Annotated in this window: 20 protein-coding genes and 2 pseudogenes; 14 read left to right on the top strand and 8 right to left on the bottom strand. The window is 72.0% G+C overall.

All coding sequences use genetic code 11. The features are described from left to right. Window positions 1-169: 169 nt before the first annotated feature. The gene (gene meaB / locus OG352_RS29565; RefSeq protein WP_329221090.1) at window positions 170-1,126 is read right to left on the bottom strand and encodes a methylmalonyl Co-A mutase-associated GTPase MeaB; all 957 of its coding nucleotides are present in this window, start codon (window positions 1,124-1,126) and stop codon (window positions 170-172) included. Window positions 1,127-1,162: 36 nt separating this feature from the next. Next, entirely contained in the window at window positions 1,163-2,374 is a 1,212-nt protein-coding gene (locus OG352_RS29560) for an acetyl-CoA C-acetyltransferase (RefSeq protein ID WP_329221088.1), read from the bottom strand. A gap of 152 nt (window positions 2,375-2,526) precedes the next feature. Here OG352_RS29560 and mce point away from each other — a divergent pair, with 152 nt between their 5' ends. The 7 genes and pseudogenes from mce to OG352_RS29525 all read left to right on the top strand — a co-directional run bounded on the left by mce (window position 2,527) and on the right by OG352_RS29525 (window position 12,369). Then, window positions 2,527-2,967 (top strand): methylmalonyl-CoA epimerase, encoded by a 441-nt coding sequence (gene mce, locus OG352_RS29555; RefSeq protein ID WP_329221087.1) that lies wholly within the window; start codon window positions 2,527-2,529, stop codon window positions 2,965-2,967. Between the two features lie 232 nt (window positions 2,968-3,199). Next, complete coding sequence (gene scy, locus OG352_RS29550) at window positions 3,200-7,048, top strand: polarized growth protein Scy (protein WP_329221086.1); 3,849 nt, start codon at window positions 3,200-3,202, stop codon at window positions 7,046-7,048. A gap of 183 nt (window positions 7,049-7,231) precedes the next feature. Beyond that, window positions 7,232-8,170 carry a cellulose-binding protein gene (locus tag OG352_RS29545; RefSeq protein WP_329221085.1) on the top strand — a complete coding sequence of 313 codons (939 nt, stop codon included), beginning with the start codon at window positions 7,232-7,234 and terminating at the stop codon, window positions 8,168-8,170. Window positions 8,171-8,255: 85 nt separating this feature from the next. Continuing rightward, window positions 8,256-9,236 (top strand): ABC transporter ATP-binding protein, encoded by a 981-nt coding sequence (locus OG352_RS29540; protein WP_329221084.1) that lies wholly within the window; start codon window positions 8,256-8,258, stop codon window positions 9,234-9,236. Between the two features lie 2 nt (window positions 9,237-9,238). Then, a pseudogene (locus OG352_RS29535) lies at window positions 9,239-10,009 on the top strand (ABC transporter permease). Window positions 10,010-10,153: 144 nt separating this feature from the next. Further along, on the top strand, window positions 10,154-11,491 hold the full coding sequence (locus tag OG352_RS29530) for an ABC transporter ATP-binding protein (protein ID WP_329221082.1): 1,338 nt from the start codon (window positions 10,154-10,156) through the stop codon (window positions 11,489-11,491). Further along, on the top strand, window positions 11,488-12,369 hold the full coding sequence (locus tag OG352_RS29525; RefSeq protein WP_329221081.1) for an ABC transporter permease: 882 nt from the start codon (window positions 11,488-11,490) through the stop codon (window positions 12,367-12,369). Before OG352_RS29530 ends, OG352_RS29525 begins: the two co-directional genes overlap by 4 nt. A 35-nt stretch (window positions 12,370-12,404) precedes the next feature. Here OG352_RS29525 and OG352_RS29520 read toward each other — a convergent pair whose 3' ends face one another. Continuing rightward, the gene (locus tag OG352_RS29520; RefSeq protein WP_329221079.1) at window positions 12,405-12,737 is read right to left on the bottom strand and encodes an ATP/GTP-binding protein; all 333 of its coding nucleotides are present in this window, start codon (window positions 12,735-12,737) and stop codon (window positions 12,405-12,407) included. Between the two features lie 222 nt (window positions 12,738-12,959). Here OG352_RS29520 and OG352_RS29515 point away from each other — a divergent pair, with 222 nt between their 5' ends. Further along, on the top strand, window positions 12,960-13,988 hold the full coding sequence (locus tag OG352_RS29515; RefSeq protein ID WP_329221078.1) for an LLM class flavin-dependent oxidoreductase: 1,029 nt from the start codon (window positions 12,960-12,962) through the stop codon (window positions 13,986-13,988). Window positions 13,989-14,079: 91 nt separating this feature from the next. On the opposite strand, the gene OG352_RS29510 is transcribed toward OG352_RS29515, so the two are convergent. Beyond that, window positions 14,080-14,472: an SCO5389 family protein gene (locus OG352_RS29510; protein ID WP_329221076.1), complete on the bottom strand. Its 393-nt coding sequence runs from the start codon at window positions 14,470-14,472 to the stop codon at window positions 14,080-14,082. 310 nt (window positions 14,473-14,782) lie between these two features. On the opposite strand from OG352_RS29510, the gene nucS reads away from it, so the two are divergent. Continuing rightward, a complete protein-coding gene (gene nucS, locus OG352_RS29505; RefSeq protein ID WP_329221074.1) occupies window positions 14,783-15,454 on the top strand; it encodes an endonuclease NucS in 672 nt (223 codons plus the stop codon). Between the two features lie 91 nt (window positions 15,455-15,545). Here nucS and OG352_RS29500 read toward each other — a convergent pair whose 3' ends face one another. Both OG352_RS29500 and OG352_RS29495 read right to left on the bottom strand, forming a co-directional pair. Beyond that, window positions 15,546-18,029, bottom strand: coding sequence for an ATP-binding protein (locus OG352_RS29500; RefSeq protein ID WP_329221072.1), 2,484 nt, complete (start codon window positions 18,027-18,029; stop codon window positions 15,546-15,548). 249 nt (window positions 18,030-18,278) lie between these two features. Continuing rightward, a complete protein-coding gene (locus tag OG352_RS29495) occupies window positions 18,279-18,602 on the bottom strand; it encodes an STAS domain-containing protein (protein ID WP_329221070.1) in 324 nt (107 codons plus the stop codon). A 386-nt stretch (window positions 18,603-18,988) separates the two neighbouring features. Here OG352_RS29495 and OG352_RS29490 point away from each other — a divergent pair, with 386 nt between their 5' ends. After that, a complete protein-coding gene (locus OG352_RS29490; RefSeq protein ID WP_329221069.1) occupies window positions 18,989-19,561 on the top strand; it encodes a cob(I)yrinic acid a,c-diamide adenosyltransferase in 573 nt (190 codons plus the stop codon). Between the two features lie 52 nt (window positions 19,562-19,613). Next, window positions 19,614-19,679, top strand: a pseudogene (locus tag OG352_RS29485) (cob(I)yrinic acid a,c-diamide adenosyltransferase); the annotation flags it as partial. Here the strand turns inward: OG352_RS29485 and OG352_RS29480 are convergent. Further along, window positions 19,676-20,245 (bottom strand): hypothetical protein, encoded by a 570-nt coding sequence (locus OG352_RS29480; protein WP_329221068.1) that lies wholly within the window; start codon window positions 20,243-20,245, stop codon window positions 19,676-19,678. The pseudogene OG352_RS29485 and the gene OG352_RS29480 sit on opposite strands and share 4 nt — an antisense overlap. A 163-nt stretch (window positions 20,246-20,408) precedes the next feature. Between OG352_RS29480 and OG352_RS29475 the strand changes: the two genes are divergently transcribed. The 3 genes from OG352_RS29475 (at window position 20,409) to OG352_RS29465 (ending at window position 24,195) form a co-directional block, all read left to right on the top strand. Next, window positions 20,409-21,584 carry a sensor histidine kinase gene (locus OG352_RS29475; RefSeq protein WP_329221067.1) on the top strand — a complete coding sequence of 392 codons (1,176 nt, stop codon included), beginning with the start codon at window positions 20,409-20,411 and terminating at the stop codon, window positions 21,582-21,584. Then, window positions 21,581-22,231, top strand: coding sequence for a response regulator transcription factor (locus OG352_RS29470; protein ID WP_329221065.1), 651 nt, complete (start codon window positions 21,581-21,583; stop codon window positions 22,229-22,231). The genes OG352_RS29475 and OG352_RS29470 overlap by 4 nt, the downstream gene beginning before the upstream one ends. Window positions 22,232-22,359: 128 nt before the next feature. Further along, the gene (locus tag OG352_RS29465; RefSeq protein WP_329221064.1) at window positions 22,360-24,195 is read left to right on the top strand and encodes a glycoside hydrolase family 18 chitinase; all 1,836 of its coding nucleotides are present in this window, start codon (window positions 22,360-22,362) and stop codon (window positions 24,193-24,195) included. A gap of 75 nt (window positions 24,196-24,270) precedes the next feature. On the opposite strand, the gene OG352_RS29460 is transcribed toward OG352_RS29465, so the two are convergent. Continuing rightward, window positions 24,271-24,717, bottom strand: coding sequence for a DUF2550 domain-containing protein (locus OG352_RS29460; protein WP_329221063.1), 447 nt, complete (start codon window positions 24,715-24,717; stop codon window positions 24,271-24,273). Window positions 24,718-24,765 lie beyond the last annotated feature (48 nt).

Raw genomic sequence — 24,765 nt, 5'->3', positions numbered from 1 at the left:
CGACTCATGGCGGAGCGGAAAAGGGGTCGCCGTATCGCCGCGACCGGCGCGGCCGACCGCCGCTCACCGGTCACGGGCCGGGACGGGCCCTATGCCAAGAGGAGGAACACGGGAGTGAACGTACCAGCGCGGCCCGATGGCCGACCACGCGTTTTCCGCCGCGCGGGGCTCACCCCTCCGTGAGCCCCGCCACCAGTTCGTCGGCGGCGCTGTAGGGGTCCAGTTCGCCGGTGGTGATGCGGTCCGCGAGGGTGGTGAGGCGGCGGTCGCCGTGGAGGTCGGCGATGCGTTCGCGCAGGGTGGTGACGGCGATCGTCTCGACCTCGCGGGCCGCGCGGGAGCGGCGGCGCTCGGCGCGGACGCCGTGCTCGTCCATCCACGCGCGGTGCTTGTCCAGCGCCTCGACGAGTTCGTCGATGCCCTCCGCCTTCGAGGCGACGGTCTTGATGATCGGCGGGCGCCAGGCGCCGGGGCGGCGGGCCTCGCCGAGGCCGAGCATGTGGTTCAGTTCGCGGGCGGTGGAGTCGGCGCCGTCCCGGTCGGCCTTGTTGACGACGTAGACGTCGCCGATCTCCAGGATGCCCGCCTTGGCCGCCTGGATGCCGTCCCCCATGCCCGGGGCCAGCAGCACCACGCTGGTGTCGGCCTGGGAGGCGATCTCGACCTCCGACTGGCCGACGCCGACCGTCTCGACCAGGATCACGTCGCAGCCCGCCGCGTCCAGCACGCGGATCGCCTGCGGGGCCGACCAGGCGAGGCCGCCGAGGTGGCCGCGGGTGGCCATGGAACGGATGTAGACGCCGGGGTCGGAGGCGTGCTCGGACATCCGGACGCGGTCGCCGAGCAGGGCGCCGCCGGAGAACGGCGACGACGGGTCGACGGCCAGGACGCCGACCCGCCTGCCCTGCTTGCGGTACGCCGTGACCAGCGCGGAGGTCGACGTGGACTTGCCGACGCCGGGCGAGCCCGTCAGGCCGACCACGTACGCGTTGCCGGCGAGCGGGGCCAGGGCCGCCATGACCTCCCTGAGCTGCGGGGACGCCCCCTCCACCAGGGAGATCAGCCGGGCCACGGCCCGCGGCCGGCCTTCCCTGGCCTGGGCGACCAGCGAGGCGACGTCCTGCATCACAGCTCCGTTCCTGGATCCGTACGTACGACAGGTTCAGGCCTTGGGTACCCGCACGATCAGCGCGTCGCCCTGGCCGCCGCCGCCGCACAGCGCCGCCGCGCCGACGCCGCCGCCCCGCCGCCTGAGCTCCAGGGCCAGGTGGAGGACCAGCCGGGCGCCGGACATGCCGATCGGGTGGCCCAGGGCGATGGCGCCACCGTTGACGTTCACCTTTTCCGTGGACACGCCGAGGTCCTTCATTGACTGCACGGCGACGGCGGCGAAGGCCTCGTTGATCTCGACCAGGTCCAGGTCGGAGACCTCCAGGCCGTCCTTCTTCAGGGCGTGCAGGATGGCGTTGGAGGGCTGGGACTGGAGCGAGTTGTCCGGGCCGGCCACATTGCCGTGGGCGCCGATCTCGGCGATCCACGCGAGGCCCAGCTCCTCGGCCTTGGCCTTGCTCATCACGACGACGGCCGCCGCGCCGTCGGAGATCTGCGAGGACGTGCCCGCGGTGATCGTGCCGTCCTTCGTGAACGCCGGGCGGAGCTTGCCCAGGGACTCCGCGGTGGTGTCGGCGCGGATGCCCTCGTCCTTGCTGAAGACGACCGGCTCGCCCTTGCGCTGCGGGATCTCGACCGGGGTGATCTCGGCCTCGAAGACGCCGTTCTTCTGGGCGGCGGCGGCGCGCTGGTGGGAGAGGGCGGCGATCTCGTCCTGCTCCGGACGGGCGATGCCCAGCCGGGTGTTGTGCTTCTCCGTGGACTCGCCCATGGCGATGTTCTCGAAGGCGTCGGTGAGACCGTCGTACGCCATCGCGTCGAGCATCTCGATCGCGCCGTACTTGAAGCCCTCGCGGGACTTGGGCAGCAGGTGGGGGGCGTTGGTCATGGACTCCTGGCCGCCGGCCACCACGATGTCGAACTCGCCGGCCCGGATCAGCTGGTCGGCCAGCGCGATCGCGTCGAGGCCGGACAGGCACACCTTGTTGACGGTGAGCGCCGGGACGCTCATCGGGATGCCGGCCTTCACGGCCGCCTGGCGGGCCGGGATCTGGCCCGCGCCGGCCTGGAGCACCTGGCCCATGATCACGTACTGCACCTGGTCGCCGCCGATCCCGGCACGGTCGAGGGCGGCCTTGATCGCGAAGCCGCCGAGGTCGGCTCCGGAGAAGGACTTCAGGGAGCCCAGCAGCCGTCCCATGGGCGTACGCGCGCCCGCGACGATCACCGAGGTCGTGCCGTTGGAAGCAGTCGATCCAGTCATGAGCTGCGATTCCCCTTACCGGCCCTGTACGGGCCGAGGAGTGAACGAGGGTTTACTTCGAATGTACTGAGTGGCACTCCGTGCCGTCACCGGGCCGCCAGTGTGATCGCGCGCACGTTGCGTAACCACCTCCCAGGCGGTGCACTGACTCCATGCTGACGCGAATCGACCACATCGGGATCGCCTGCCACGACCTCGACGCGACCGTCGAGTTCTACCGTGCCACCTACGGCTTCGAGGTGTACCACTCCGAGGTCAACGAGGAGCAGGGCGTGCGCGAGGCCATGCTCAAGATCAACGACACCTCCGACGGCGGGGCCTCGTACCTGCAGCTTCTCGAGCCGACGCGGGAGGACTCGGCCGTCGGGAAGTGGCTCGCGAAGAACGGCGAGGGGGTGCACCACATCGCTTTCGGTACGGCGGATGTGGACGCCGAGTCCGCGGACATCCGCGCCAAGGGCGTACGCGTTCTGTACGAAGAGCCCCGGCGCGGCTCCATGGGGTCACGAATCACCTTCCTGCACCCGAAGGATTGCCACGGAGTACTGACAGAACTGGTCACATCGGCCGCTGTTGAGTCACCTGAGCACTGACCCACGTACATATGGGCCGGTAGGGTTGGGGGCGGTCGCCGCTCACACCGGGGCGACCCGGTCCTGCCGTACGGCGGCGGGACGCAGCCGGGGTCCGGGTTTCGGGGGACGAGCGTCGGGGCAGCAGCCCATGCTCCGTCGTTGATCTGACACCATTCCCCGGGAGCCCCGTCCGGCGGACGGACGGAGCTCGTTCGGGAAGCTTGCGACCAGGGACGGATGGGACCGCGCAGTGCGGGGCTACGAGAGCCAGGAGCGGGAACCGGCGGCTGACGTCGACCACCTGACTCGGTTCGAAGCCGAGATGAAGCGGCTGAAGACCGAGCGGGAAAAGGCGATTCAGCACGCCGAGGACCTCGGCTACCAGGTCGAGGTGCTGCGCGCCAAGTTGCACGAGGCGCGGCGCACCATCATGTCCCGGCCCGCCTTCGACGGCGGCGACATCGGGTACCAGGCCGAGCAGATGCTGCGCAACGCGCAGATGCAGGCCGACCAGCTGCGGCAGGACGCCGAGCGCGAGCTCAGCCAGGCCCGGTCGCAGACGCAGCGGATCCTCCAGGAGCACGCCGAGCAGGCGGCCCGCCTCCAGGCGGAGCTGCACCAGGAGGCGGTCACCCGGCGGCAGCAGCTCGACCAGGAGCTGGCCGAGCGCCGGCAGAACGTCGAGTCGCACGTCAACGAGAACGTGGCGTGGGCCGAGCAGTTGCGGGCCCGCACCGAGGCGCAGGCGCGCCGGCTGCTCGACGAGTCGCGGGCCGAGGCCGAGCAGTCCCTGTCGGCCGCGCGCGCCGAGGCCGAGCGGGTCGCCACGGAGGCCCGCCAGCGCCTCCAGGCCGACGCCGAGGCGGCCCGCGCGGAGGCCGAGCAGCTCCTGCTGCGCGCCCGCACGGACACCGAGCGGATGCTGAACGCGGCCTCCAGCCAGGCCCAGGAGGCCAACGACCACGCCGAGCAGCTCCGCAACTCCACCGCCACGGAGTCCGACGCGGCCCGCCGCCAGGCCGGTGAGCTGAGCCGCGCCGCCGAGCAGCGCATGTCGGAGGCCGAGGAGGCGCTGCGCAAGGCGCAGGCCGAGGCCGACAAGGTGCTCACCGAGGCCAGGGACGCCGCGTCGAAGGCCCTCGCCGGCGCCGAGTCGGCCAACGAGCAGCGCACCCGTACGGCGAAGGAGCAGGTCGCCCGGCTGGTCACCGAGGCCACCAAGGAGGCCGATACCACCAAGGCGGACGCCGAACAGGTCGTCGCCGACGCGCGCGCCGAGGCCGAGAAGATCGTCGCGGAGGCCTCCGAGAAGGCCCGCACGCTCACCGCCGAGGAGAGCGCGACCCAGCTGTCGAAGGCGGCGAAGACCGCCGAGGACGTCCTCGACAAGGCGCAGGAGGACGCGCAGAACACCACCAAGGCCGCCGCCGAGGAGGCCGAGCGGATCCGTCGTGAGGCGGAGACCGAGGCGGACCGGCTGCGCGCCGAGGCGCACGACATCGCCGAGCAGCTCAAGGGCTCGGCGAAGGACGACACCAAGGAGTACCGCGCCAAGACGGTCGAACTGCAGGAGGAGGCCCGCCGGCTGCGCGGCGAGGCCGAGCAGTTGCGCGCCGACGCGGTCGCCGAGGGCGAGAAGATCCGCGCGGAGGCCCGCCGGGAGGCCGTCCAGCAGATCGAGGAGGCGGCCAGGACCGCCGAGGAGCTGCTGTCCAAGGCGCGGGCCGACGCGGACGAGCTGCGCCAGAAGGCCACCTCGGACAGCGAGAAGGTGCGCACCGAGGCCATCGAGCGCGCCACCACGCTGCGCCGGCAGGCCGAGGAGACCCTGGAGCGCACCCGCGCCGAGGCCGAGCGCCAGCGCGACGAGGCGGTGGAGCTGGCCGAGACCATCACCTCGAACGCCGAGCAGGCCGCCCGCGAGCTGCGCGAGGACGCCGAGCGTGCGATCGAGTCCCGGCAGGCGGAGGCCTCCGAGGAGCTGAACCGGCTGCACGCCGAGGCGGAGTCCCGGCTCGTCTCCGCCGAGCAGGCGCTGGCCGACGCCCGGGAGGAGGCCGCGCGGATCCGCCGCGAGGCCGCCGACGAGAACGACCGGCTGCGCTCGGAGGCCGCGGAGCGGATCCGTACGCTCCAGCAGCAGGCGGCCGACGAGGCCGACCGGCTGCGCACCGAGGCCGCCGCCGACGCGTCCGCCTCACGCGCCGAGGGCGAGAACGTCGCCGTCCGGCTGCGGTCGGAGGCCGCCGCCGAGGCCGAGCGGCTCAGGACCGAGGCGCAGGACACCGCCGACCGGGTGCGCGCGGAGGCGCAGGCCGCGGCCGAGCGGCTGTCCGCCGAGGCGTCCGAGACGCTGGCCGCCGCCCAGGAGGAGGCGCTGCGGCGCCGTCGCGAGGCCGAGGAGACCCTCGGTTCCGCCCGCCAGGAGGCCGACCAGGAGCGCGAGCGGGCCCGCGAGCAGAGCGAGGAGCTGCTCGCCTCGGCGCGCAGGCGGGTGGAGGAGGCGCAGGGCGAGGCCGTCCGGCTGGTCGAGGAGGCGGACCGGCGGGCCACCGAGATGGTGTCGGCGGCCGAACAGCACGCGCAGCAGGTACGGGACTCCGTGGCCGGGCTGCACGAGCAGGCGCAGGACGAGATCACCGGACTGCGGTCGGCCGCCGAGCACGCGGCGGACCGTGCCCGGCGCGAGGCCGAGCAGGAGGCGGACCGGGTCCGCTCCGACGCCTACGCCGAGCGGGAGCGGGCCGCCGAGGACGCGGGCCGGCTCCGTCGCGAGGCGAGCGACGCGGCGGACGCCGCGCAGGCGCTGGCCGAGCGGACCGTGGGCGAGGCGATCGCGGACGCGGAGCGGCTGCGCTCGGATGCGTCCGCGCACGCCCAGCGGGTGCGCACCGAGGCCTCGGACACCATCGCGCAGGCCGAGCAGGACGCGTCGCGCACCCGGGCGGACTCCCGCGACGACGCCAACCGCATCCGCTCGGACGCGGCGACCCAGGCCGACACCCTCATCACCGAGGCCCGCAGCGAGGCGGAGCGGCTCCAGACGGAGACGGTCACGGAGGCCGAGCGGCTGCGCGCCGAGTCGGTCGCCAAGGCGGAGAAGCTGATCGCGGACGCCTCCGGGGACGCGGAGCGGCTGCGCGCCGAGGCCGCCGGGACGGTGGGTTCCGCGCAGCAGCACGCCGAGCGGATCCGCACCGAGGCCGACCGCTTCAAGGCGGAGGCGGCAGCGGAGGCCGACCGGCTGATGAGCGTCGCCCGCGACGAGGCCGACTCGACGCTGGACGAGGCCCGCAAGGAGGCCAACAAGCGGCGCTCCGAGGCGGCCGAGCAGGTCGACACCCTCATCACGGAGACCGCCGCCGAGGCCGACAAGCTGCTCACCGAGGCGCAGACGCAGGCGCAGAAGACCACCGCGGACGCGGAGGCGCAGGCCGACTCGATGGTCGGCGCGGCCCGCAGCGAAGCCGACCGGGTCGTCTCCGAGGCGACCGTGGAGGGCAACTCCCGCGTGGAGAAGGCCCGTACGGACGCGGACGAGCTGCTGATCGGCGCCCGCCGGGACGCGACCGCGATAAGGGAGCGGTCCGAGGAACTGCGCGACCGCATCACCCGTGAGATCGAGGCGCTGCACGAGCGGGCCCGCCGGGAGGCCGCCGAGACGATGAAGTCGACCGGCGACCGCTGCGACGCGCTCATCAAGGCGTCCGAGGAGCAGCTCGCCAAGGCGCAGGCGAAGGCGAGGGAGCTGGTGTCGGACGCCAACTCCGAGGCGGGCAAGGTCCGTATCGCCGCCGTGAAGAAGGCCGAGGGGCTGCTCAAGGAGGCCGAGCAGAAGAAGTCGACGCTGGTGCGGGAGGCCGAGGAGCTCAAGGCCGAGGCGGTCCGCGAGGCGCGGCGCACGGTCGAGGAGGGCAAGCGGGAGCTGGAGGTCCTGGTGCGCCGGCGCGAGGACATCAACGCCGAGATCTCCCGTGTCCAGGACGTGCTGGAGGCGTTGGAGTCGTTCGAGGCCCCGGCCGGCGGCAAGGACGGAGGCGTCAAGGCGGGCGCCACCATCGGATCCCCTCGATCGGGTGGGAAGTCCTCGGACGGCTAGCGGAATGTGTGGATTGCGTTAAAGTCTCGGGCCTTTGACCGTACATTTGGCAAGCGGTCCGCCGTTCAGCCACCCAAAAGGGGTGTCATTCTCCAGATCAAACACGCATACGCTCGATGACACACCGCTCTGGCCCCTAGGATTCCACCTATCACCTCACCGGTCTCATTCGACAGGAACCCCATGAGCGACACTTCCCCCTACGGCTTCGAGCTTGTGCGGCGTGGGTACGACCGCGCTCAGGTGGACGAACGCATCTCGAAGCTCGTCTCCGACCGTGACAGCGCTCTGGCCCGTATCACTGCTCTGGAAAAGCGCATCGAGGAGCTCCACCTCGAAACGCAGAACGCCCAGGCCCAGGTAAGCGACGCCGAGCCGTCGTACGCCGGTCTCGGCGCGCGTGTCGAGAAGATCCTCCGCCTCGCCGAGGAAGAGGCCAAGGACCTGCGCGAGGAGGCCCGTCGCGCGTCCGAGCAGCACCGCGAGCTCGCCGAGTCGGCGGCCCAGCAGGTGCGCAACGACGCGGAATCGTTCGCTGCGGAGCGCAAGGCCAAGTCCGAGGACGAGGGCGTTCGGATCGTCGAGAAGGCCAAGAGCGACGCGTCGCAGCTGCGTTCCGAGGCGCAGAAGGACGCGCAGTCGAAGCGTGAGGAGGCCGACGCGCTCTTCGAGGAGACCCGCGCCAAGGCCGCGCAGGCCGCCGCCGACTTCGAGACCAACCTCGCCAAGCGCCGCGAGCAGTCGGAGCGCGACCTCGCGTCCCGTCAGCAGAAGGCGGAGAAGCGTCTCGCGGAGATCGAGCACCGCGCGGAGCAGCTTCGTCTGGAGGCCGAGAAGCTGCGCACCGACGCCGAGCGTCGCGCCCGGCAGACCGTCGAGACGGCGCAGCGCCAGGCCGAGGACATCGTGGCCGACGCCAACGCCAAGGCGGACCGCATCCGTTCGGAATCCGAGCGCGAGCTGGCGGCCCTCACCAACCGCCGCGACTCGATCAACGCGCAGCTCACGAACGTCCGCGAGATGCTCGCCACGCTGACCGGTGCCGCGGTGGCCGCGGCCGGCGCGCCGTCCACGGACGACGAGCCGATCTCCCGTGGGGTCCCGGCGCAGCAGTCCCGGTAAGGTCCGGCGCTGCGGCGACCGAACATCGGCGAAGCCCTCCGTCACTCCGGTGGCAGGGGGCTTCGTCGCGTTCTAGCGTGTCCGCATGATCGAGCTCGAGGGCCTGACGAAGCGGTACGGCGAGAAGCTCGCGGTGAACAACCTGACCTTCACCGTCAGACCCGGCATCGTCACGGGCTTCCTCGGTCCCAACGGCGCCGGCAAGTCCACCACCATGCGGATGCTGCTCGGCCTCGACCGGCCGACCGCCGGGGACGTGCGGATCGACGGGCAGCACTACGACCGGCTCAAGGACCCGCTGAAGTACATCGGCGCCCTGCTGGACGCCAAGGCCATGCACGGCGGGCGCAGCGCCTTCAACCACCTGCTGTGCCTGGCGCAGAGCAACGGCATCCCGCGCAGCCGGGTGCACGAGGTGCTGGACACCGTCGGGCTGACCTCGGTGGCGAGGAAGAAGGCGAAGGGGTTCTCGCTGGGCATGGGGCAGCGGCTCGGCATCGCGGGCGCGCTGCTGGGCGACCCCCGGATCCTGATGTTCGACGAGCCGGTCAACGGGCTCGACCCCGAGGGCATCCACTGGATCCGCAACCTGATGAAGTCCCTCGCGACGCAGGGGCGGACCGTGTTCGTCTCCTCCCACCTGATGAGCGAGATGGCGCTGACCGCCGACCACCTCGTCGTCATCGGCCAGGGCCGGCTGCTCGCCGACACCTCCATGGCCGACTTCATCGCGCAGAACTCGCGGTCGTACGTCCGTATCCGCAGCCCGCAGCGCGAGCGGCTGCTCGACGTGCTGTACGGCGCCGGGATCACGGCCGCCGAGTCGGGCAGCGGGGTGCTGGAGGTGGACGGCGACAAGTCCGAGCGCATCGGGGAACTCGCCGCGCAGCACCAGCTCGTGCTGCACGAGCTGAGCCCCCAACGGGCTTCGCTGGAGGAGGCGTTCATGCAGTTGACCGCGGAGTCGGTGGAGTACCACGCGCACACGGACACCGACACGCACACGGACACGCCCCCGGCCCTGCCCGCCGGACAGCAGTGGGGCGACGACCGGACGAGGAGCTGACGATGGCGGCGACCCAGGTCATCCGGTCCGAGTGGACCAAGATCCGGTCGGTGGCATCCACCATGTGGACGCTGTCCCTCGCCGTGGTCGTCACCATCGCCCTCGGCATGCTGATCTAGGCGCTGTCGAGGCACGAGTTCGACAACATGAGCCGGGGCGACCAGCTCTCCTTCGACCCCACGTTCATCAGCTTCGCCGGGATGACCCTCGGCCAGCTCGCGATGATCGTGTTCGGGGTGCTGGTGGTGTCGAACGAGTACAGCACCGGCATGATCCGCACCTCGCTGGCCGCCGTACCGCAGCGCGGCACCTTCCTGTTCAGCAAGATCGCGGTGGCCGCCGGGCTCTGTCTCGCCGTGGGGCTCGTCACCAGCTTCGTCACGTTCTTCCTCGGGCAGGCCATGCTCGGCTCCCACCGGGCGTCGATCGGGGACAGCGGGGTCCTGCGGGCGGTCGTCGGTGGTGGCCTGTACATGACCCTCATCGCCGTGTTCTCGATGGGCATGGCCACGATGCTGCGCTCGCCGATGCTGTCGCTGGGCATCCTGATGCCGTTCTTCTTCCTGATCTCCAACATCCTCGGCAACGTCTCCGCGACGAAGAAGATCGGCCGCTACCTGCCCGACCAGGCCGGCAGCAGGATCATGCAGGTGGTCACTCCGATCGACGACGACACCCCGTACGGGCCCTGGGGCGGGCTCGCCATCATGGCGCTGTGGGTGGTCGCCGCGCTCGCGGGCGGCTACGTCCTGCTGAAGGAACGCGACGCGTGAGGGAACGCGCGGCGCGGACAGACACGGCGCGTGATGCTTGAGGCTTTGCTTTGATTTGAGCGGAACCGTCAGCGCCCCGATATCCTCCTAACCCTTACGGGGGCGTGTGCCCCGCTGTCCTGAACCTTTCGATGGGTGCGGAGCATGATCGAGGCTGTCGGCCTGACCAAGCGGTACGGCGACAAGACCGCTGTGTACAACCTTTCCTTCCAGGTACGGCCGGGCGCCGTCACCGGCTTCCTCGGGCCCAACGGCTCGGGCAAGTCGACGACCATGCGGATGATCCTCGGCCTGGACAACCCCAGCGCGGGGACGGTGACGATCGGCGGCTACCCGTACCGCAGGCTGCCGAACGCCGCCCGCCAGGTGGGCGCCCTGCTGGACGCCAAGGCCGTGCACGGCGGCCGGCACGCCCGCAACCACCTGCTCTGCCTGGCCCAGCTGTCCGGCATCCCGGCCCGGCGGGTGGACGAGGTGCTCGGCGTCGTCGGCCTCCAGGATGTGGCCAGAAAACGCTCCAAGGGTTTCTCCCTGGGCATGGGCCAGCGGCTCGGCATCGCCGCCGCGCTGCTCGGCGACCCCCAGGTGCTGCTCTTCGACGAGCCGGTCAACGGCCTCGACCCCGAGGGCATCCTCTGGGTGCGCAACCTGATGAAGTCGCTCGCCGCGGAGGGCCGTACGGTCTTCGTCTCGTCCCACCTGATGAGCGAGATGGCGCTGACCGCCGACCACCTGATCGTCATCGGGCGCGGGCAGCTCCTGTCCGACATGAGCGTGAAGGACTTCATCTCGGCCAACTCCGCCGACTTCGCGCGCGTCCGCACCCCGCACACCGAACCGCACCTGCGCGAGAAGCTGGCCTCGGCCCTCACCGAGGCGGGCGGCCATGTGCTGCCCGAGCAGGACGGCGGGCTGCGCGTGACCGGCCTGCCCCTCCCCCGCATCAGCGACATCGCGCACGACTCCGACGTACGGCTGTGGGAGCTGTCGCCGCACCAGGCCTCGCTGGAGGAGGCGTACATGCGGATGACGCAGGGCGCCGTCGACTACCGGTCGACCATCGACCAGAAGACCGGCCTCCAGCAGGAGCCGCCGCCCGGCCTGGCGCCTCCGATGCCGGTCCCGGGCCAGGGCCAGCCCGGCTGGTACGCCCCACCGCCCCCGCAGCAGCAGGGCTACGCACCCCCGACGGCCCCCTACGGGGCCTACGCCGCCCCGGGCGCCCCCACCCCGCCTCCGGCCCCGGCCGACCCCAACCCGTACGCCCAGACGCCCGGACAGGCCCCGGCGCAGCCGACGGCCCCGGCACAGGCCGCGAGCCAGACCCCGGCGGCGGCGTCGGCACCACAGGCCCAGGCGCAGCCCGCGGCGGGCACTGGTCCGGCAGCCCCGGCAGCAGCCGCTCCCGCCCCGTCGCCGGACAAAGCACCCGCCGCCCCCGCGCAGGCCCCCGCCCCGACCAAGTCCGAGGACGCCCGATGAGCACCCCGCAGCAGCCGTCGCCGCAGGCCGCGCCCGCCTGGCAGGGGGCGCCCGGTCCCTCGTACGGCGGACCCGGGCCCGCCTACACCTCGCCGATCCCGATCGTTCGCACGCACCTCGGGCACGCCATCGCCTCGGAGTGGACGAAGATCCGGTCGGTGCGTTCCACGATGTGGACGCTGGGCGTGTTCCTGCTGCTCGTCGTCGGCATCGGGCTGCTGGCCGGAGCGGTGGTGTCCGCGAGCGCCACCGAGGCCGACCTCTCGGACGAGACCGCGCTGTCCTTCGGCTTCTACGGCGTGCTCCTGGGCACCATGTGCGTCATCACGCTCGGCGTGCTGACCACCGCCTCGGAGTACGGCACCGGCATGATCCGGACCACCATGGTGGCCTGCCCGTCGCGCGGCCGGGTCCTCGCCGCGAAGGCGGTCGTGTTCTTCGCCGTCGCGTTCGTCGTGACGTTCGTGTCGTCCGGCTTCGTCGCGATCGTGCACGTGGCGATGTTGAGCGAGGCCCGGCAGCCGACCGGCCAGGAGTGGCTGAGGGCCACCCTCGGCGTGTCCCTCTACGTCGCGCTGCTCGGCCTGGTCTCGCTGGCCGTCGGCTCGGTCGTGCGGCACTCGGCCGGGGCCATCACCGTCATGATCGGCCTCCTGCTGGCCCCGCTGGTCGTCGCGATCTTCATGTTCTCGTCGTCCCTGGTGAGCCTGCGCCAGGCCCTGTTCGAGTACTCGATCCCGAACCAGTTGAGCGTCTTCTACTCGACCTCGCTCAGCGACAGCGGCCCCTCCGGCTGGGACCCGCTGTGGATCGCGCTGGGCGTCACGGCCGTCGCTCTCGGCAGTGCCTTCGCCCTGCTGGAGAAGCGGGACGTGTGACCTTCCGGTGATCTTCCGGAAGTCCCGCCGGGCTCCTAGAACTTCGGCGCGTTACGGGACCGCTGCATCCCCGGGGTGCGGCGGTCCCGCGCGTTCCAGCACGCCTTGTGCCAGTGGCGGCGGTCGTCGACCCCCGCGTGCTCGGGCCAGGCGACGACGTGCGGGACGCCGTCGGGGATCAACTGGTCGCAGCCGGGGCACCGGTACGACTTGCCCTGGGCACTCGCCCCGGCCACATGCCGTACGCTCCACCGCTCGCCCTGCCAGCTCTCCGCGGACTGCCAGCCGCCGTAGCGGCTCTCGCGGTCGTCCTCGGCACTGCGGCCGGACGAGCCCTCACCCTTGGGTCGGTTGCGACGCGGGGACACAGGACACCTCACGGGGCTATACAGGGAGCAGGTTTGGCGTCCAGCCTACGCGGCGCGCGCCCGGGTACCCGTAGGGCAGCGAACCGGACAAGTCCCCCTCCCGGACGACGCATTCTGCAGACAATCCGCAAATCTCTCCGCCAGGCCGTGTCCTCGGCACGTGTCAGACGGTTATGCCGGGTGGGGGAGCTCCGCGTCGGAGCCAAGGAAGCGGGAAAGTCCATGCGCGTTGGAAGTTTCGTGTTGGGGGCCCAGTTCCCCGGCCAGGGTCAGGGGGAGGCGCTGCACCGCGCGGTCCGCTCGGCCGAGGTGGCCGAGGAGGCGGGTCTCGACTCGGTCTGGCTGGCCGAGCACCACTTCGTGCCCTACGGCACCTGCCCGTCGGCGGTCACGCTCGCCGCGCTGCTGCTGGGCCGCACCCGGCGTATCCGGGTCGGCACGGCGGTCAGCGTGCTGCCCACCGTCCACCCCGTCGCCCTCGGCGAACAGGCCGCGCTGCTGCACCTGACGAGCGGCGGCCGCTTCTCGCTGGGCGTGGGGCGCGGCGGGCCGTGGGTCGACCTGGAGGTGTTCGGCGCGGGCCTGGAGGCGTACGAGCAGGGGTTCCCGGAATCACTCGATCTGCTGGTGCGCTGGCTGCGCGAACCCTCGGTGGAGGCGACCGGCGAGCGCTTCCGGTTCCGTGAAGTCGCCGTCGTACCAAGGCCGTCGGAGGCGTTGACGGACGGGTCGGGTCCGGAGGTCGTCGTCGCGTGCACCTCGCCGGCGAGCGTGCGGCTGGCCGCCGAGCGCGGACTGCCGATGCTCCTCGGCATGCACGTCGGCGACGAGGAGAAGGCCGAGATGGTCGCCCAGTGGCGGCAGCACGCGCGCGCCGCCGGGCGGCCCGGGGACGAGATCCGGGACGCGGCACATGTCTCGGCGGGCGTCTGCCAGATCGCGGACCGGCGGACGGACGCGGTGGAGACGCTGGTGAAGGCGATGCCGGGCTGGCTGCGGCAGGGCCTCGACGCCCATGTGACGGTGGACGGCCGGGCCCGCGGCATGCGGGACCCGGTGGCGTACACCGAACTGCTCTGCGGGCTGCATCCGGTGGGCACCCCGCGACTGTGCGTCGACCGCCTCGCGGCGACCAGCGAGCGCACCGGCATCTCGCGCTTCGCCCTGCTCGTCGAGGGCTCCGGTGATCTGGCCGCCACCGAGGAGAACGTACGACGGCTGGGCTCGGAGGTGCTCCCCCACCTCCGGTGAACAGCCCAGCCGACCACGAAGCCTGCCGCTCCCGTACTGATGGCACCTCCCCCACGTCAGGAACGGCAGGCATCAGGCTCACACGGGTGCCTCAGCAGTCCCGGAACTCGGGGGACTGGTTCAGCACCTGGCTGCGGACCGAGGTGAAGCGGGCCAGCTTCTCGTCGACTGCCTCGTTCAGCGGGAACACCGCCACGCGGTGGCAGTTCTGGAAGGCCAGCCGTACACCGAAGTGCCGCTGCAGCGCGCCGCGTATCGCGTCACTCGCGAGCGCGCGCAGCAACTGCCCGCGTGCCTGCTCGTCCGGCGGGGGCGTCTGGTTGTCGGCGAAGTCTCCGCCGTCCACCTTCAGCTGGGCCACCAGAGAGCTGACCATCTCCCACGCGTAGGGCAGGGAGGTCCGGACGCAGTCGACGAATTCTGCTTCGTCGACCTCGCCTCGCTCGGCCTGTTCGAGTAGGGCCGGTGAGACGTCGAGCGACATGGGTACTCCTCTCGCACCCCCGCAACAACAGGGGTTGCCGGACAGGGAAAGGGAGTTCGCATGTCGAAATACCGCACACGCTGAGTACACGCATCGCGACCTCCCGTTCACTACGGTAGGCAACGGACGGTGACCGCACCAGGAGATTGGGTACATAGAAAGCCCCAAGTAGGCACACAATCGGCCACTGTCGAACGATCGTTTTCCAGATCAAAAGGGGCGGGACCGAAGGGGCCCCGGTTGACGGTGGCAGCGGGAGACGGGCGGGCGAATCGTGTGTCGCGTGCAGCGTCCGATAGCGTTGCGCCCCATGCGTCTCGTCATCGCCCGGTGCTCCGTGGACTACGCCGGCCGGCTCACCGCCCACCTGCCCTCCGCCCCCCGTCTCATCCTGGTGAAGGCGGACGGCAGCGTCTCGATCCATGCGGACGACCGGGCCTACAAGCCCCTGAACTGGATGTCGCCGCCCTGCACGCTGAAGGAGGGCGCGGGCGACGAGGAAGGCGTCTGGACCGTCGTCAACAAAGGCGGCGAAAAGCTGATCATCACGATGGAGGAGATCCTCCACGATTCGTCGCACGAACTCGGTGTCGACCCCGGTCTGATCAAGGACGGCGTGGAAGCACACCTTCAGGAACTGCTCGCGGACCGCATCGAGACCCTCGGCGACGGCTACACCCTCATCCGCCGCGAGTACATGACCGCCATCGGCCCGGTCGACATCCTGTGCCGGGACGCGGACGGCCAGACGGTCGCGGTGGAGATCAAGCGGCGCGGCGAGATCGACGGGGTCGAGCAACTCACGCGCTACCTCGAGCTGTTGAACCGCGATCCCCATCTGGCGCCGGTGCGGGGTGTCTTCGCCGCGCAGGAGATCAAGCCCCAGGCCCGCGTCCTCGCCACGGACCGCGGCATCGGCTGCCAGGTCCTGGACTACAACGCGATGCGCGGCATCGAGGACGACAAGCTGCGGCTGTTCTGAGTTCGGCTTCGGCTACGGCTACGGCTACGGCCACGACGAGAAGGGCCGGGTTCCGTACACGGGAACCCGGCCCTTCTCGTGCGCCCGGGGCTCAGATCACCTGGTCCGGCGAGCTGGACGCGGAGGAGCTGGAGGACGTCGAGCTGGTGGCCGACATGGAGTGCGACATCGTGGCGGACGGGGTTCCACTGGGCGGGGCGGTGGTCTCGGTCGGCGGTGTCGTGGTCTCCGACGCGGACGGACTTGCCGACGGAGACGTCGACGTCGAGGGCTTCGTGGTCGGGCTCGGCGACGACGACTCGGTCGGCGTACCGGACGACTCCCCGCCCCCCGGCCCCTCCGAGCTGCTCGCCTCCGACGACGGCTGCGCCTCCCCCGTGGGCGTCGGATCGTCCGACGTGCCCATCGTGCCGTCCGGGCCCGGGTCCGTCGGTCTGCTGGTCGCGACGCCCGTGTCGGTGGGGCCGTTGTCGTCGGACGGGGTGTCGGAGTCCAGGCCGCCGTCGCTCGCGCCGGGGCTGGCCGAGGGGGTGACGCCGACCTGGCGGGAGGGGTCGTCGGGGTGGTTGTCGGAGGTCGCGCCGAGGGTGACGACGGTGCCGAGCACGGCGACGAGCAGCGCGCCCGCGCCGGCCGCGACGAGGTTGCGCTTGGCCAGGTTCTTGAGGCCGCCGCGGCTGTGACGGGCCGGCGGGGCGGGGGGTTGGCGGTGGGCGACGACGGTCTCGGTGTCCGGCGGGAACGTCGGCAGCGCGGCCTGGATGCCGCGCGGCGGGGACGCCGGCTCCTCGCGGCGGGCGGCGGGCGCCTCCTCGCCGGCTGTCAGCGCGGCCAGCCCCGGCACGTCGCCCGAGGCGTCGGCGACCAGGGCGAGGGCGCGGCGGCCGGCGACGGTGCCGCGCTTGTCGGCGATGGCGCCGCGCAGGGCGAGGGAGGCCTCCAACTCGGAGCGGGCCCGGTCGAGTTCGCCGGCGCACAGGGCGACGATGCCGAGCTCGTGGTGGAAGTAGGCGCGGTCGGCGGACTCGCCGGCCAGCCGGGCGGCCTCGGCGCCCTCGTACAGGGCGGCCTCCCAGGCGCTCCAGTGCAGGCCCGCGGCGAACGCGGGCGCGGCGGTGCGGGCGAGCTGGACGGACGTGCTCTCCTCGTCCTGCGCGGGCCGGGTCGTCGCGGGGACGACGACGGTGAGGGCGGCGAGCACGGCGTCGGCCTCCGCGCAGACCCGCGCGGGGGTGACCGAGGGGTGTCCGGCCCACCAGGCATAGTGCCGGGCGGCGGTGTGGGCGCGGGCCTCGACGTCGTCGGCGTATCCGGCGGCCTCGAGCTGGGCCTGGACTCCGGCGGCGAGCCGGTAGCGGGTGCCGACCGGGGAGACGAGTCCGCAGGCGGTCAGTTCGCCGAGGGCGGCGTCGGCGTGGGTGTCGCCGACCAGGGCGGGCAGGTGGGCCTGGTGCGGGATCTCGCCGCCGAGGGCGACGGCGAAGCGCAGGGTGGCGCGGGCGGAGCCGCTGAGGCGGGCGGCGAGCAGCGGCGCGGGCGCGGCGGCCTCACCGAGCGACGGGAGGGGTATCTCCTCGGCCTCGCCCGCACCGGCACTGACGACGGAGTCGAGCGGCCGGGCGTCCTCGAAGACGCCGAGGGCGTCGACCACGTCGGCGCCGGCCCGCAGCCGGTCGCGTTGCGAGAGCAGGGCGCCGGCCTGGACGAACCGCAGCGGCAGGCCCTCGGACTCGAACCAGAGGTCGCCGGCCCAGTTGGCCTCCTCCTCGGTGAGGACGCGGCCGACGGCGCGCTCGATGACCTCGACGCCGCCCGCGCGGTCCAGTCCGGTGAGGACGACCTCCTCGACGGCGGAGTCCGCCGAGGGCGGCGGGGTGTCCGGACTCGCGCCGAGGAGGAACGCGCACTCGGGCGTCGCGTCCAGCAGCGCGTCGAGGGCGGCGCCGCCGAGGTCGAGGTCGTCGATGACGACGACCGCGCCGATCTCCCGGACGAAGGCGCGCAGGTCGTCGCCGTCGGGGCGGTGGCGGGGGGCGTCGTAGACGGCGTGGAAGAGCCCTTGCAGCAGGTCGGCCGTGGTGCGGCCGTGGCCGCTGAGGCGGACGACGCCGTCGGGGGCGAGGTCCTCGCAGTCCTCGGCGACGAGGTCGAGGAGGCTGGTGCGGCCGGAGCCGGGGGCGCCGGTGAGGCGGACGGAGCGGCCGCGGGCGAGGAAGCGGACGAGTTGTTCGCGTTCGTCCTGGCGGCCCAGGAGCGGCTGCGCGGGCCGGGCGGGTCCGGCGGGGGCGGGCGGCCGGGCGGCGCGGTCGGCCTCGGCGCGCTGCTCGGGGCTGCGCTTCGCGGGCTGTTCCGGCTGCTCGGTGGGCGGGCGGAGTTCTATCTCGCTGCCGTCGACCGGGTTGACGGTGAGCAGGTGTGCGCCGGCGACGAGCCGCACCGTGCGGGCCAGGGCCGGCGTGTGCTGGCCGAAGTCGGGCGAGAGGGGGTCCCTGGACGGGCGCGGGCGCGGCGCGTGGCCGTCGCCCTCCTGGCCGTCCCGGCCGTACTCCTCGGGTCCCCGGGTGTTCGGGTCCATAGGTCTAGCCCCCCAAAAGCGTCGTGTGGCGGTAGCCCCTCCCGGCCTTGCTGCACACTGCGCTGTCGCTTCTGGTCCGGTGCCCGCTCGAAGGCTGAGGGCGGCGGGCAGACGAACCGTAAACCTTCGCACAGTATCTACGACAGCCCGGGGTGCCGGGCCGCCCGAACCGTCACGGTCTCGTGAGGATTGCGCCCGCCGCACGCGGGCCGACGCGGGGCGTCCGCCGCAGGCCACGCCCTCTGTGGGTCACACGCGGGGCAGGGACTCCACGCCGATGCCGCCCTCGATGGCGAGGATCCGGTGCAGCCGGGTGGCCACCAGCAGGCGTTGCATCTGCGGAGGTACGCCACGCAGCACCAGTCGCCGGCCGCAGCGGCCGGCCCGTCGGTGGACGCCCATGATGACGCCGAGTCCGGTGGCGTCCCAGAAGTCCAGCTCCGACAGGTCCAGCACCAGGTCGCCGACTCCGTCGTCGACGGCCGTGTGCAGGGCCGTACGGGCGTCAGCCGCGCTGCGCACGTCGAGGCGGCCCCCGACGACCAGCTCGACGTGGTCGCCCCTGATGTGCATAGCGCTCCCCTAAGCGTGCGTCTCGTGCTCCGCGGTGTGGTGTCCGGTGTTGCATCCTCTGACTGCGCGAAGCGGTCGGAGGTTGCCGTCTGTGAGCGAACCGATACCGAATTCACCCGCAGGGGTGAGGCCCGTGGGGCCTGTGCGGTTTCGGTGCCCTGGAGAAGCCCTGCCCGCTCACGCGTCCGATGTCACCGGCGTCAGCCATCCGGCGCATCAGCGTGACTCTGGGCGGGAGATTAGCGCTCGGGCGGGCACTGTGTGACCGCTTAGTAACGCGTCTCACGTCTCAGGGGGTGAGACGCCGGTCACGTAGTCAATTACTGTCCGTTTCAAGCCTGTTCCCACCGATTGGTGGCGGCGTCCGATCGGTCTAGATTGGCCGCATGGTCAATCTGACGCGCATCTATACGAAGACCGGCGACAAGGGCACCACCAACCTCGGGGACATGAGCCGGGTCGCCAAGACCGACCTCAGGATCGCCGCGTACGCCGACGCCAACGAGGCGAACGCGGTGCTCGGCACGGCGATCGCGCTGGGCGGGCTCGACGAGGAGGTCGTCAAGGTCCTCACCCGCGTCCAGAACGACCTGTTCGACGTGGGCGCCGACCTGTCGACGCCGGTGGTGGAGAACCCGGAGTTCCCGCCCCTGAGGGTGGAGCAGTTCTACATCGACCGGCTGGAGGCGGACTGCGACCACTTCAACGAGCAGGTGGAGAAGCTCCGCTCGTTCATCCTCCCCGGCGGCACCCCGGGCGCGGCCCTGCTCCACCACGCCTGCACGGTCGTCCGGCGGGCCGAACGCTCCACCTGGGCCGCCCTGGAGGCGCACGGCGAGGTGATGAACCCCCTCACGGCGACCTACCTCAACCGCCTCTCGGACCTGCTGTTCATCTTGGCGCGCACGGCCAACCGCGATCTGGGAGACGTCTTGTGGGTTCCTGGCGGCGAACGCTGAGGAGACTCGCCCCCGGCCGGGGGGCCGGGGGTTGCCCCCCGGAACATGCAGCATCCTGGCGCGCACGGCCAACAAGGCGGTCGGGGACGTGCTCTGGGTGCCGGGCGGGGAGCGTTAGCGCATCTTGGCCGGTTCCCGTCGCGCGTCGCCCTTCGGCCGCCTCTTCGGGAAGAGGGTGTAGCTCGCGGCGATGACGACGTTGATGCCGATGACGAACAGCATCCGCTGCTGCCACGCCCGCAGCGAGCCGATGTCGCCGTCCCCGCCGACGTACCAGGCGGCTGCCTGGAGCAGGCCGACGGCGACCAGCGCGGCGACGGTCCAGCGGGCCGCGACCTTCCACTCGTGGACGGCGCGGGCCATGCCGTACTTCGGCGGCTTCACGGGCGGCGGGCCGCCGGCGAAGCGGTGGGCGACGCGGGCGTCGGCCCACTTGACGGTGGAGTGGCCGAGGCCGACGGTGAAGCCGATGTAGACGGCGGCGAGGCCGTGCCGCCAGTCCGGCTCGGCGCCGTTCTTGAGGTCGATCGCGGTCACGGCGAACAGCACGATCTCCAGCAGCGGCTCGCACAGCAGCAGGGCCAGGCCCAGCCGCGGCATCCGGAACACGTACCGGAAGGCCAGCCCGGCGGCCAGCAGCACCCAGAAGGCCACCTCGCACGCGATGATCAGTCCGACGATCACAGTCCGCTCCTCTCGTTCACCCTCCCAGGCTCCCGTGCGCGGGAGCGCGTCTCGTCGCCGGCGGTGACGAGGTCGCGGTCCGTCGCGGTACATCGAAAGATGCAGTTCGGGACCGTTCCCGGGGAGCAGGCGGCCGGGGCGCGGGGCGTGTTGGATGGAGGGCATGGCCGTACGACGACTGCCCCGCCCGCACCGATTCGACGTGTACGTCGCGGTCGGCGGGATGCTCGGCGGCCTGCTGCTGGTGGTCCTCGGGCTGAGCACCCGGCCGGCCGACGAGCCGATCGTGCTCTTCGACGGCCCCTGGCCGGTCCTGGCGGCGCTCTGCGTGATGGCCGGCTGCGAGGTGCTGCGCCGGGTCGCGCCGCGCACGGCCCTGCTGGTCGGCACGGCCGCGATCGTCCTGGACACCCTCACCCAGGGCAGCGTGGTCACGGTCCTGATGTTCACCGACCTCATGTACGCGGCCGTCCTGTACGGGCCGCTCGCGTCGGCCCGGCGCATCCAGTGGATCACCGGACTGCTCACGGTCGCCGGGACGCTGGTGCCGTTCGCGGTGTGGCGGGAGCCGGAGACGCTGCTGATCGGCGTGGTCGTCGGCATCGTGGCCTACGGGCCCGCCGCCACCGGCTGGATCGTCCGCAACCACCGTGACGCCGCCGAGGCCGCCCGGCTGCGCGCCGAACAGACGGCGCTGCTCGCGGAGATAGACCGGGCCCAGGCCGTCACGTCCGAACGGGCGCGGATGGCACGGGAGTTGCACGACATGGTCGCCAACCACCTGTCCGCGATCGCCATCCACTCGACGGCGGCCCTCTCGATCGACGAACCGGACACCTCCCGGCAGGCCCTGTCCGTCATCCGCGAGAACAGCGTCGAGGGGCTCGCGGAGATGCGGCGGCTGATCGGGATCCTGCGCGACGGCAGCGAGGACCACGAGCCCGCCGCCGCTCCCACCCTCGACGGCCTGGAGGCCCTCGTCGGCGGCGCCCGCGCCAACGGCCTGGACGTCGCCCTGCACGCCGAGCACGGCCGGGTCCCCGCCCCCGTCGAACTCGCCGCCTACCGCATCGTCCAGGAGTCGCTGACCAACGCCCTGAAACACGCGCCCCCCGGCCGGGTCACCGTCGCCCTCGCCCAGCGCGACGGCGTGCTCGACGTACGGGTGCGCAGCCCCTACGGCCACCGGGACGGGCCGCGCGCCCCGGGTTCGGGGGCCGGGCTCATCGGGATGCGGGAGCGGGCGGCGCTGCTGGGCGGCACGTTCGACGCCGGGCCCGAGGGCGCCCACTGGACGGTACGCGCCACATTCCCCCTCGTGGAAGGAGAGCCCGCATGAGCTCCGTCATCCGTGTCCTGGTCGCCGAGGACCAGTCGGCCGTGCGCGCCGGGCTCGTCCTCATCCTGGGCAGCGCGCCCGACATCGAGGTGGTCGGCGAGGCGGCGGACGGGGAGCAGGCGGTGGCCCTGGCCCGCGAGTTGACGCCCGATCTGGTCCTGATGGACATTCAGATGCCGCGCCTGGACGGGGTGTCGGCGACCCGGCTGGTCGTCGAGGAGGGCCTCGCCGACGTCCTGGTGCTGACCACCTTCGACCTCGACGAGTACGTGTTCGGCGCGCTGCGAGCGGGCGCGGCCGGGTTCCTGCTGAAGAACACGGAGGCGAGGGATCTCCTGGCGGCGGTCCGCACGGTGGCGGCCGGGGAGGGGATGATCGCCCCGGCCGTGACCCGCCGGCTGATCGCCGAGTTCGCCGCGAAGCCGGTACGGGGGCCGAGGGCCGACCCCGCCGTCCTCGACACCCTCACCCGGCGCGAGCGCGAGGTCCTGGCCTGTCTCGGCGAGGGCATGCCCAACGCGGGGATCGCCGAGCGCCTCGACATGGCGGAGGCGACGGTGAAGACGCACGTCAGCCGGCTGCTGGGGAAGCTGGAACTGCGCAGCCGGGTCCAAGCAGCGGTGCTGGCACAGGAGTTGGGGATCTAGAGCGCCAACGACGAGGTGGTCCAGACCTATTGACCAATGGTCCAGACCTTTCTATTCTCGCGGCACTGCGGGCGTGAAGGCTCAGCCACGCCCCCGACTCCCCCCAACTCCCCCCGAGGAGACGCCGGATGCGCTTCAGACACCGAGCCGCGGCAGGGTTCGCGGCCCTGCTGCTCCCGCTCGCCGGACTGGCCGGCCTCGCAAGCCCCGCCCAGGCCGCCGGGGATTCCCTGTCGGCCACCGCCACCGCCACCTACACCAAGGCCTCGGACTGGGGCACCGGCTTCGAGGGCCGGTGGACGGTGAAGAACACCGGTACCACCGCCCTCAGTTCCTGGACGGTGGAATGGGACTTCCCGTCCGGCACGTCCGTCACCTCCGCCTGGGACGCCGACGTCACGTCCGCCGGCACCCACTGGACCGCCAGGAACAAGTCCTACAACGGCACGATCGCCCCCGGTGCCTCCCTCTCCTTCGGCTTCAACGGCGCGGGCCCCGGCTCCCCCGCCAACTGCAAGCTGAACGGCGGCAGTTGCGACGGCACGACGGTCCCCGGCGACGCCGCCCCGTCCGCCCCCGGCACCCCCACCGCGTCGGGCATCACCAACACCGCGGCGAAACTGACCTGGTCCGCCGCCACCGACGACAAGGGCGTCAAGAACTACGACGTCCTGCGCGACGGCGCCAAGGTCGCCACGGTGACGACGGCCTCGTACACCGACACCGGCCTCACCGCCGGCACCGACTACTCCTACACCGTCCAGGCCCGTGACACCGCCGACCAGACCGGCCCGGCCAGCGGCGCCGTCGCCGTCCACACCACCGGCGGCACCACTCCCCCGACCACCGGGAACAAGGTCAGGCTCGGCTACTTCACCGAGTGGGGCATCTACGGCCGCAACTACCAGGTCAAGAACCTGGTGACGTCCGGCTCGGCCGCGAAGATCACGCACATCAACTACGCCTTCGGCAACGTCACGAACGGCCAGTGCGCGATCGGCGACTCCTACGCCGACTACGACAAGGCGTTCACCGCCGACCAGTCCGTCAGCGGCGTCGCCGACACCTGGGACCAGCCGCTGCGCGGCAACTTCAACCAGTTGCGGCAGCTGAAGGCCAAGTACCCGAACATCAAGGTGCTGTGGTCCTTCGGCGGCTGGACCTGGTCCGGCGGCTTCGCCCAGGCCGCGGCGAACCCGGCGGCCTTCGCACAGTCCTGCCACGACCTGGTCGAGGACCCGCGCTGGGCCGACGTCTTCGACGGCATCGACATCGACTGGGAGTACCCCAACGCCTGCGGCCTGTCCTGCGACACCAGCGGGGCGGCGGCCTACCGGAACCTGATGGCCGCGCTGCGCGCCAAGTTCGGCACGGGCAACCTGGTCACCGCGGCCACCACCGCCGACGGCACCACCGGCGGCAAGATCGACGCGGCCGACTACGCGGGCGCGGCGGCGTACGTCGACTGGTACAACGTCATGACGTACGACTTCTTCGGCGCGTGGGCCGCCCAGGGCCCGACGGCCCCGCACTCCCCGCTCACCTCGTACAGCGGCATCCCCACGGCCGGGTTCACCACGGCCGACGCGATGGCCAAGTTCAGGGCGAAGGGCGTCCCCGCGAGCAAGCTGCTCATCGGCATCGGCTTCTACGGCCGCGGCTGGACCGGCGTCACCCAGGACGCCCCGGGCGGCACGGCCACGGGCCCGGCGGCGGGAACGTACGAACAGGGCATCGAGGACTACAAGGTCCTCAAGACGTCCTGCCCGGCCACCGGCACCATCGCCGGCACGGCCTACGCGAAATGCGGCACCGACTGGTGGTCCTACGACACCCCGGCCACCATCGCCACGAAGATGACCTGGGCCAGGAACCAGGGCCTGGGCGGCGCGTTCTTCTGGGAGTTCAGCGGCGACACCGCGGGCGGAGAGCTGGTGAGCGCCATCAACAGCGGGCTGTCGTAAGAGAGTTGGCTACGCGACGTTGACGCTCCCCCAGACTTCGTCCGGGGGGGACCCCCACCCAGCGCGTGAATGCGGCTACGCCACATTCACGCGCTGTCCGGGCGGGGCTGCCTCCAGCCACGCGAGAAAACCGGTCAGCGCGTCTTCGCTCATGGCGAGTTCGAGGCGCGTGCCCCGGTGCAGACAGACCAGGACGACGGCGTCGGACAGCAGCGCCAACTCCTCCTCGCCCTCGGGGAGACGGCGGCCGGCCACCTCGATCGAGCCGCGCTCCAGGACGCGGCGCGGGCGGTAGGCGTAGGAGAAGACGCGGTACCACTCGATGCGGTCGCCGTTGTAGCGGGCGACGCCGTAGCTCCAGCCTTTTCCGCTGGTGTCCGGTTTCTCGGGCACGTCCCAGCGCAGGGAGCAGTCGAAGGTACCGCCGGAGCGCTGGATGAGTCTGCGGCGCAGACCGAAGACGAAAAGCCCCAGCGCGACCAGGGCCACGATGATTCCGCACACAGTCAGAGCGAGGACCATCGACACCGACCTCCTCGTCTCCTAGATGCCGAACACGGGTAAATTTAG

The organism is Streptomyces sp. NBC_01485 (assembly GCF_036227125.1).
Taxonomy (GTDB): Bacteria; Actinomycetota; Actinomycetes; order Streptomycetales; family Streptomycetaceae; genus Streptomyces.
Note: the sequence above shows the minus strand (reverse complement) of the source record. Positions and strands in the feature narration are given on the sequence as shown.